This is a genomic window from Sodalis-like endosymbiont of Proechinophthirus fluctus (genome assembly GCF_001602625.1).
Taxonomy (GTDB): Bacteria; Pseudomonadota; Gammaproteobacteria; order Enterobacterales; family Enterobacteriaceae.
The window spans coordinates 1,031-9,807 of sequence record NZ_LECR01000073.1 but is presented as its reverse complement, the minus strand read 5'-3'; the positions used below and the strand labels follow the sequence as shown (position 1 = coordinate 9,807).

Here is an 8,777-nt window from a genome sequence, read left to right as displayed (position 1 = left end):
ATGCCGAGAAAGTCCTAATCGCCGAGCGGGATGCGGTGCTGAAACAGCTGCTTGACGAGGCGGAATATAAGTATGCCGACGGCATCAGCATAGTACGCTCCATTCGCCGCAAATATCACCATGCCGAGGTAAGCCGTATCGCGGGTTCGGATTTATGGGAAGATCTCATGGCGCGCGCTGGCCGGGAAAGCGTGCCGGTATTTTTGCTAGGCGGCCGTCCGGTGGTGCTGATGCAGACTGAGGCGCAGCTGCGAGCGCGCTGGAATGTGAATATAGTCGGCAGGAAAAATGGCTATTTCACCGCCGATGTACAGCCGGCGCTGATAGAACGCATCCGCGCTAGCGGAGCCTCTATTGTCACTGTCGCCATGGGATCGCCGCGCCAGGAGCAACTTATGCAGGCATGTCGACGAGTATATCCTGCGGCGCTATATATGGGTGTAGGGGGTACTTATGACGTGTTTACCGGCCACGTCAAGCGCGCTCCCAAAGTGTGGCAGGATTTGGGGCTGGAATGGTTTTACCGACTGTTAAGCCAGCCGTCGCGCCTGCAGCGTCAGCTTAAACTTTTGCGTTACCTGGGCTATCACATCAGCGGACGCCTATAGCGGGCGAAAGGTATAGTGGCGACTCAAGTGAGTAAAGGGTAACTAAACGCATTATTTCTTTGAATAACCACTAGACAGGCGGCGTGTAAATCCGTATTATCCCCACCCGAAACGGCGCTGGGTGCCCGTAGCTCAGCTGGATAGAGCGCTGCCCTCCGGAGGCAGAGGTCTCAGGTTCGAATCCTGTCGGGCGCGTCATCACGTTTGTGCGTAGAGCCGTGGTTAAGTCATAATACCGCATTGCGATAGTAATTCAGTAATGGTGATTGTAGCTCAGCTGGTAGAGCCCTGGATTGTGGTTCCAGTTGTCGTGGGTTCGAGTCCCATCAGTCACCCCATTAGTGGGCACGCGAAGGTGGCGGAATTGGTAGACGCGCTAGCTTCAGGTGTTAGTGTCCTTAAACGGACGTGAGGGTTCAAGCCCCTCTCTTCGCACCACATCCTTAGATTGTCAGTATTACCTGCCCATTGGCAACCCGCTTGAATCTGTTCAAGGGCACACGCAGCTTATCACTTCGGCGGGTAGCGCAGCTTGGTAGCGCAACTGGTTTGGGACCAGTGGGTCGGAGGTTCGAATCCTCTCTCGCCGATCATATTCTCAAAAGTCTTGTTGCGCGGTGGTAGCTAGAAAAAGTCGTAAAAGATAGTAGCAAGTCATGATGGCTTGCTGTTTTTTGCCAACATCTTCCTATGTTTCCGTCAAAAAACCGTTTTGCATATTTTGGCCTTAAGCCAGCAAATGTGTATCAATTCACACTTATGAATAGAAAAATGAGACTGTGAAAACACGATCCCCGTTCTCCTTATTATATAAATAAAATATTAATTTAATTATTAAAATATAAAATTATATAATTATTTATTAAAAATAATATTTAATTATATAAAATTAACTAATTAAAAATTTTTATTGCATGAAAAAGATTTCACACATGTTAGCCGTAATAGACTAATGGATATCGCTGCCAATGTAGGAAGGGTTAGTAAACAAATGTAAAGGGAGAAAGGAATATGGAAAGAATTCTCGTTACAGGCGGCGCGGGATTATATTGGTACACACTTGATTTAACTCCTTTTTTCTTAGTGATATACGGTTCATATTATTAATAATAGTACCTTTGGTATGTCCGGGTTATACTATTTTATGAGTTAAACCATTTCGAGATGCAACAAGAGGACACACAAGTTAGGGTACATCTCTGAAAGGCAGTCAGCAATATTGATAAAATTGTTCATCTGGTCGGAGTTATCGATAATCCAGCGTGCTCTTTTGACAAAGAAGTTTGTGATAAAGTTAACATGATTTGCTATACGCAAGATATTTAACATTGCAGAAAAGTTAAAAGTAAAAAATATACTTTTTTCCTCAAGATATAACGTGTACGATTATATTGACGATGTTTTTACTCAGCGGTCAAAGCTGAATCCAGTTGACTGTCATTCTGAAAAAAAATTAAATATGAAGACATTGCACAGGCTTACAAAGAGAATATAGCCATCACAATATGCAGATTCGAAACCATATTCAGTGCTTCAAGGAAAATGTGGTTTGATTTGGAGGTCAATCATATGACCACTAATATAGTTAACAGGAGGGAACATATAATTCATGGATGGGAATAATGGTGGCCGTTTATTCATTATAAATATGTGGCTCGATCTATAGCAATATTTTTAGCTACTACGAAAGAAAAAATCATCGGGGAAGTTTTCAATATCGGTGATAACAAATTAAATATCAGTCTATCTAGACTGGGAAATTTTATCTGCTCCTGCATACATGGCATTATCGTGAAAAGTGACGAATCCATTATCGATAATCGAAGTTATAGAGTGGACTTTTCAAGTATCAGGAATAAAGTATGGTTTACTGATAAATATGACTTAAATAAAAATATAAAATAGATTGAAATGCTGATGAAGAGCTATTTGATTCCTTATCACAATATAAATATTTTTAGTAATATCAAAATAATGTAATATAACATTCTCGTCAGAAGACTGTAATGATAGATAAACTAGCTATTCTTAGTAGGAAGAATAATCTTTTCCAAAAAATACCTTTCCTGAAACTATATATTCACTCTGTTGCTAAATTAAAATAGAACATAGCAGAAATATTAATCTCCAGAATGCTGACCAAAGAAAAATATTTACAAGCATACGAAGACAAGGAAAAATCGTATAGCAAGGACGCACAAATGAATGTCTTCGAGTTATCGTCGGCAACGATTTTCCAGGCTTTTACCTTGAAAGCGCTTAGTATAACATAGGAAGTCTTGGTGTCGTCTTTTATATTTTATACATCTGCTAATGCGATTATACTAGCTAGGGCCAAAATAGTGTTTGTTAATTTTTGTCCGGATACGTATAATATAAGTATAATAGATCTCATGCAAAAAATAACCAACCAGACTGAAGCGATACTCGCGGTCCAGATTTTTGATGTGCCTGAGGATTGCCTGGCTCTAGAAAAGATAGCTAAAGTACATAATATAAAGCTTATATTGGATTCGGTAGACGGCATGGGATAACTATTGAATAACATTAATATTAGTCGTTTCTGTGACGCTGAAAAATTCATTACTACCCAGAAGGATGTTAAGCTGGCGCTGCAGACGATATTCTGCGCTATATTTCACAGCGTGTGTCGATACCTCTGGTACTGCACGGCAGCTCATCCAATCTGGATGTCGAAATAGCGGAGGACGTAACTATGTGGGTGAGCAAAATCAATATTTTTAGATATATGAAGTTTGCTTACTTCCAAAAAGCGCGCTAGATATTCAAGCCGAGAAAGTTAATTGGATCCGAACTCGACTTATCCAGAATCGATTCTGGCGGCTCGCGAGGTGATTCGCAACAAAATGGCACTGCGCTGTTCAGTTCCCTCGTAAGACCTATCTTTATTAAAGCCTCCACGTCATTGCGCGATGGATACCGTCAACCGGTGCGCGGGGCAATGTGAGCCGCTAAACTAGCTGGATTCAGAACCCTGCCCCCCGAGTTGGTAGGCGTCAAAAGTCACGCGGTGAGTCCAGTTCCCGTAGTAGGAAAAGTATTTTTTACCGGTTTTGTATTGAAAAACTACTAACCCCGTCTAAAGTTAATTCGCTGGAGTCGGTGTTACAGTCGATAGCGACGGCGCACACTTTCCGGACTACCATCGTAAACAACGCCTTTATCTACCGCGGAAAGGCCGGTGGCAGGTGACTTAAGAGAGGTTTAATGAACAGCGTAAACATTGAAACAGAATAGTCGATCGCCTATGCCGATACGCTTCCGTCCGCTCTGAGGCGGCAGAGGTAGACGGTCTGCTGACGACGATTATTGATGAAATGTAATGACTGGCCGTCCCCGTCGTAGCCCATACATTGATTTTAACGGTATTGCTTGAGCGTCTGGAAACCGAACATGATCCGCACATGCAGGATCACTATTGCGAGGTGTTGAATGGCTTCATGCATACCAGCGTGCCATAGACGATATTTGACTCATTGCTCTATCGGTGCTGTCTCCGACCGCGCGGTACAATGCTCTTGCTGTTGCGCAAGGCAGGCGCCTCATATTTTCTATGCTGAACTGGCAGGCGTCGACGTGATCAGGTAATCCTGGTTAATCTTGTGCGGCCTGGCTAGGATAATCCTTGCTACGTCTTTTCCCAGTGGAGGAGGTATACATATATGGCAATTGATTTTCATGTTGACTCTAATCAATGTACCTATGCTCGCTGCGTAGCTTATGCCGACTGGGGAGATTTTATTCAACATCGGGTGGATCCCGCCGGTAAAGTGATTGCCAATATCGTCTACGGCAGCGGCATTTATAGCGCTACTTGGGCCAGGTTAGACTCCCCGGTAGGTTACCTGCCTGCGTCGATTTTTCTGCGCAGATGTTGCAAGATGCCTAGGAAACCGTGCGGGGATTGATCAATGTCTATTTTGTGCAGGGCGACTCGCGGCCGCTACCAGGCTGGAAGACGCTAGTCAGGATATCGTTTTCGTCCAAGCTCTCATTCATAATTTCGATCTGCCGTACCCGTTCTTGCATGGAGCATGGAGCATCTGCTCCGGGGAGTTCTGCTGATTTGGGATCGGACGCCGAAATATATCTTCTTACCAGGATCGCCCGAGCATATGCGCGGCTGGTTTTTCGATCTGTTCCTGCAGTTGGCCTCCTTTGAAAGGGAGCGCTACCCTTTCTACGCTACGATTAAGGTGGCGTTAATGGCGGTAGGATTTGAACTACGCCCCCAGACCACCATAATTTTGGGAGACGCGCCGTGAGTGCGCCGATTAGCGCCACGTTGGCAGCGGATTTGCGCGGCTGTATCTAGCTCAATCCTGCATGAATGAAGTGATGAAGCGCTGGGGAAGATGATTGCTTATTCCTTGTGCTCTTGCCGGCGGGACGACCGATTGTGGAAAACGATCGCTGGACGCTTTGGTGGGTGTAAAAACTGGGCATTGCTGTCATATGGTTACCGGCCAGGCGTTATAGCTCTTGAGGTCACGCCAGTGGTATACCTCGTGCGGGAATACAGATGCCGTTTGCTGCGCACTGGCGGGTAGAGTTTATGCGCGAGCAAATGCGCCGTTGTTAGTCAGGAAAGGCTGTCCCGTGGGTGGGATTGGCTCTGTGGGTACAGAAAAAAACTGGTGGCACCTGGAACGTCCCGTTCCGACCCTAGGCTAATAAGCAAGTTCCCTACGTCGTTAGGTGTTTCGCTATAACTACAAGTTGGTAGAAAGCAAAAATGAACTGTCCGGTCTTTTTCATCTCCAAGCAATTTTCTTCAAGCTGCACTCTAAAGGAATAGGCCCGCTGTCTGGCACGGGTCTTTAGTGCTTTTATTTCACTCGCTGGCAAGGAGGCGATAGATAAAGCTATTACGTGATAGATAAAGCTATTACATTACGGTCCGCCGGCCTAAAGAACGTCGTCCGGCACTCTTGGATAGGAACGGACAACTTTTTTCACTCGCCGGAGTGATAGAGGATATCGCCAGCGAGACGTTATTGCAGGCGGCGCTTGCTTGCCTTCGCGCCCTTGATCCTGCTACGCTGTTAAAGGTGGCGGGCGATCCAGGCATTAGTCCCTGCGTCGTCCGGGTAGGTAAATTCGTCTGTATCGGTTTGAATTATGCCGATCATACGGCCTAAACCAGTGCGGTAATCCCTACTGAGCCTATCGTATTTAATAAATGGATCACCACTATCAGAGGCCCTTTATGATGCGCTGCATAATTCCGCGTGGCTCGCTGAAAACAGATTGGGAGGTGGAGATTAGCATGGTGATCGGTCAAGGCGGCTAAGATATCCCCGAACAAAACTCCCTGAGGCACGTGGCAGGCTATTGCGTGGTGAACGATGTGTCTGAGCGGAACTGGTAGTTGGAGCGAGGGGAACTGGGATAAAAGTAAGAGCTATGATAGTTTCTGTCCATGGCTTGGTGACGACCGCCGCCGATGAGATCGCTGATCCACAGACAATGCAGCTTTAGTTAGAAGTGGATGGTAAGTGCTATCAATCGGGGCCCCATGGCGACGATGATTTTCTCCGTCAAATAGATTATCAGTTACCTGAGCCGATTCATGCATCTGTTGCCGGGCGATATTATTCCTACACCGTCATGCCCCCGGTATAGGGATGGGGAAAAAACCGCAGCTGGTCTTCTTGCAGGCTGGCCAATGGCTGCAGTTGGGCGTTGAGGGACTCGGCGAACAGATGCAATTGACGGTGTAGGACTGACGAACGGCCATGCGCCACAACGTCATAGATAAAGTGGCCCCTCTCGTGCCGGAAAGGAGGCAAGGGAAAACGCGGCACCATGCTAAGGCGGGTAGACATCATAGCCGGAGCGCGATGCCGCTCCAGCTATGATGTCTTAAGGACTGGGATCTGTGGAGCATTTTCACCGGCTCTGCTCTGGCGTCGTTTGCAGGCGTATGGGTGGTGAGGGCGCGTAGACCTGGGCAGACATTTTGCTTGGCAGCTCGGCTAGCGTCAGCATTAAACCCTCGCGACACATCTGCACTGACTCCTCCGGCTTATGCAGCCGGTCGAGCACATCCGCCAGCCAGGCGTAATAATGGGTATCCAGACGCTGTTTAAGCGCAGCGCGTGTCTCAGCGTACTACTCAAAAGCGGCGTGCCCCTGCTGACAGATTTGCAGCCACAGCGCTTTCTCCGCCTGCTCAGGGTCGCCTCTCTTCAGGAGAGGCAGCAGCAGTTCATCGGCAGCGCGATATTTAAAGTCAGCGCGATATTTAAGCACTTTAACAATGAGACGATGCGCAGCGTCGTAACGTTGCATTCGATAAAGTGTTCGGCCAACGCCATCTGTAGGGAGGAGGCATCGTTGCGCACCTTCCGGCTTTGATCTCGCCACCAGCGCGGTTCAGCCCCTCTCTGTCCTGATTTTCCATAATTTTGTCCATCAGCCCATTAAGGGCTTGACACCGTAGGCGGTCTATTGTCGCCTCATCGTACACCTGAACTTTGCGCATTGTCTGCAGAATATCTAATAGCGATTGCCAGGAGTGCGTGCGAATGAACGCCTATTCCGCCAGGAGCAGCACTTCTGGATGGCGCGGAACGGTTTCCAGCAGATGGTCGACGCCGTAGCGGGTGACATGGTCCTCATGGCGAGTGAGTTGGATATGCACCCGGGTAATGTGTATACCGGTAATTTATCGTTGTCCGCCACTGTGTCGCCGCGCTGGCTAGATATAATTAGTACGTAAATCGTCCCCAAGATTTTGTGCGGCTTCCGTCACTAGGAGATAGTTGACCACCGGCTGATCACCGTGATCTGTGTTGCGCGCCAGGAGCTTTTCCACCTGACGGTAATCCCCTTCGGCCAGCTTCATCAGCGCCGCCCGGGTGTGCTTGCGGGAGCGATGATTTTTGCGGCTGTTAAACCAGCTGCGGGTACGCGCCCAGGTCCGGAACAGCCGGCGGATTACCCACTCGATGATAAACAAAACGATAAACGTCAGGATTAAAATAATCACTAGACCGGTGACGCTGGTTTCAATATTGTAATTATCGGTCTGGATCAGTACATATCCCTGATGACCGGAGACCAACGGGCCGAGCACAATGCCCGCGAACAGTAGGATGAATAGCAATAACATCTTGATCATCTTTTATTCTCCCTGTGCGGCCCGACTGGGCTAGCAGATTGTGTACTCTGGTCTGCATCAGTTTATCCAGCAACAGCTGGCTTTGCAGGCTATCCGGCAGGTTCATGGCGATATCCTCCTGGACTAAAGCGTCAAGCTGGCTCAGAAAAGCGCGGGTATTGGCATCGTCGGCATCGAAGTAGACACGCACCCAGGTGGACACGGAGTCAAGAGATTGCTGATAGATTTCATTATGATGGCGCGGCACTGCCTGGGCGGCGACCAGCAGCCTGGCGCGAATATTTTCCCGCAGGTAGACATCCTGATTCGGCGACAGCAGCGGTTCGGTGCCGGTATCGCGGCGGCGCACTGTAATAAAATCGTTCATGAAATTATGCCAGCTCTTGCTGAGGTTCTTCCGCCACTCTTGAATTGACCCCGATAATTCGCCGCTGTCGCTATCTATAGGGGATTTATCGCTGTCGTTATCCGCCAGCTGCAGGTTATCCACCTGATTGGTCAACTGGTTGAGTTTTAAGATAATACCATCGAAGTCTATCTGACTGACGCCGGCTAGCGTGCCAATATCCTCGGTAATCGCACGCCGCGCCTCGGTCAGGCTGGGATCGTTCATTTGCGCCAGACTGGCGTCAGCGATTTTCAGCAGTGCGCCAGCGGTGACGACATCTTGGTCGCTCCACAATTTGCGTCCGGCTATTTTCACCAGGAAATCCGCCTGTGACAGCAGCCAAGTATTGGCGTTGGTCCCGGTGATTGCCGTCAATTTTTTCTGCAAATCTTCCATCTCACGCCCCTGGGACTCCTGATGCGCACGCGCAGCGTCTAGCACTTTTCTATGGGCAGCTAGTGATTCCTGGTATTGCTGGTATTGTGTTTGCTGCACTTGATTGAGCTTATCGAGACTCGCCTGCAGCTGCGCGTACGCCGCCTCTTGTTGATGCGCCTGCAGCTGCGCGGCGATATAGACGCTAATCGCTAGCAAAACGGTAATGACTAGGGCCGCCGTTGCTAGTATCGGTGTC

At 48.2% G+C, this 8,777-nt stretch carries 5 protein-coding genes, 4 tRNA genes and 3 pseudogenes; 10 read left to right on the top strand and 2 right to left on the bottom strand.

The genetic code is table 11. The annotated features are described in order from the left end of the window. The 10 genes and pseudogenes from wecG to BG74_RS19210 form a co-directional block, all read left to right on the top strand. Positions 1 to 608, top strand: a 608-nt coding sequence (gene wecG / locus BG74_RS07025; RefSeq protein ID WP_187202762.1) for a lipopolysaccharide N-acetylmannosaminouronosyltransferase, incomplete at its 5' end; no start/stop codon positions are given. 121 nt (positions 609 to 729) lie between these two features. Further along, positions 730 to 803, top strand: a tRNA-Arg gene (locus BG74_RS07020). A 67-nt stretch (positions 804 to 870) separates the two neighbouring features. Next, a tRNA-His gene (locus BG74_RS07015) sits at positions 871 to 946 on the top strand. Positions 947 to 957: 11 nt separating this feature from the next. After that, a tRNA-Leu gene (locus BG74_RS07010) sits at positions 958 to 1,046 on the top strand. A 78-nt stretch (positions 1,047 to 1,124) separates the two neighbouring features. Then, positions 1,125 to 1,198, top strand: a tRNA-Pro gene (locus BG74_RS07005). A gap of 1,692 nt (positions 1,199 to 2,890) precedes the next feature. Continuing rightward, a complete protein-coding gene (locus BG74_RS19735; RefSeq protein WP_066597497.1) occupies positions 2,891 to 3,142 on the top strand; it encodes a DegT/DnrJ/EryC1/StrS family aminotransferase in 252 nt (83 codons plus the stop codon). A gap of 89 nt (positions 3,143 to 3,231) precedes the next feature. Then, positions 3,232 to 3,505: pseudogene (locus tag BG74_RS11340) on the top strand (class II fructose-bisphosphate aldolase); the annotation flags it as partial. A gap of 786 nt (positions 3,506 to 4,291) precedes the next feature. Then, positions 4,292 to 4,537, top strand: a complete 246-nt coding sequence (locus tag BG74_RS06985; RefSeq protein WP_066597495.1) for a hypothetical protein — start codon at positions 4,292 to 4,294, stop codon at positions 4,535 to 4,537. Between the two features lie 126 nt (positions 4,538 to 4,663). After that, positions 4,664 to 4,894, top strand: coding sequence for a hypothetical protein (locus tag BG74_RS06980; RefSeq protein ID WP_066597494.1), 231 nt, complete (start codon positions 4,664 to 4,666; stop codon positions 4,892 to 4,894). A 614-nt stretch (positions 4,895 to 5,508) separates the two neighbouring features. Beyond that, a pseudogene (locus BG74_RS19210) lies at positions 5,509 to 6,352 on the top strand (fumarylacetoacetate hydrolase family protein). 169 nt (positions 6,353 to 6,521) lie between these two features. Here the strand turns inward: BG74_RS19210 and BG74_RS06970 are convergent. Further along, positions 6,522 to 7,755 (bottom strand): annotated as a pseudogene (locus BG74_RS06970) (heme biosynthesis HemY N-terminal domain-containing protein). Continuing rightward, positions 7,655 to 8,770 (bottom strand): uroporphyrinogen-III C-methyltransferase, encoded by a 1,116-nt coding sequence (gene hemX / locus BG74_RS06965; RefSeq protein ID WP_244267413.1) that lies wholly within the window; start codon positions 8,768 to 8,770, stop codon positions 7,655 to 7,657. Before hemX ends, BG74_RS06970 begins: the two are co-directional and overlap by 101 nt. Between the last annotated feature and the right edge of the window lie 7 nt (positions 8,771 to 8,777).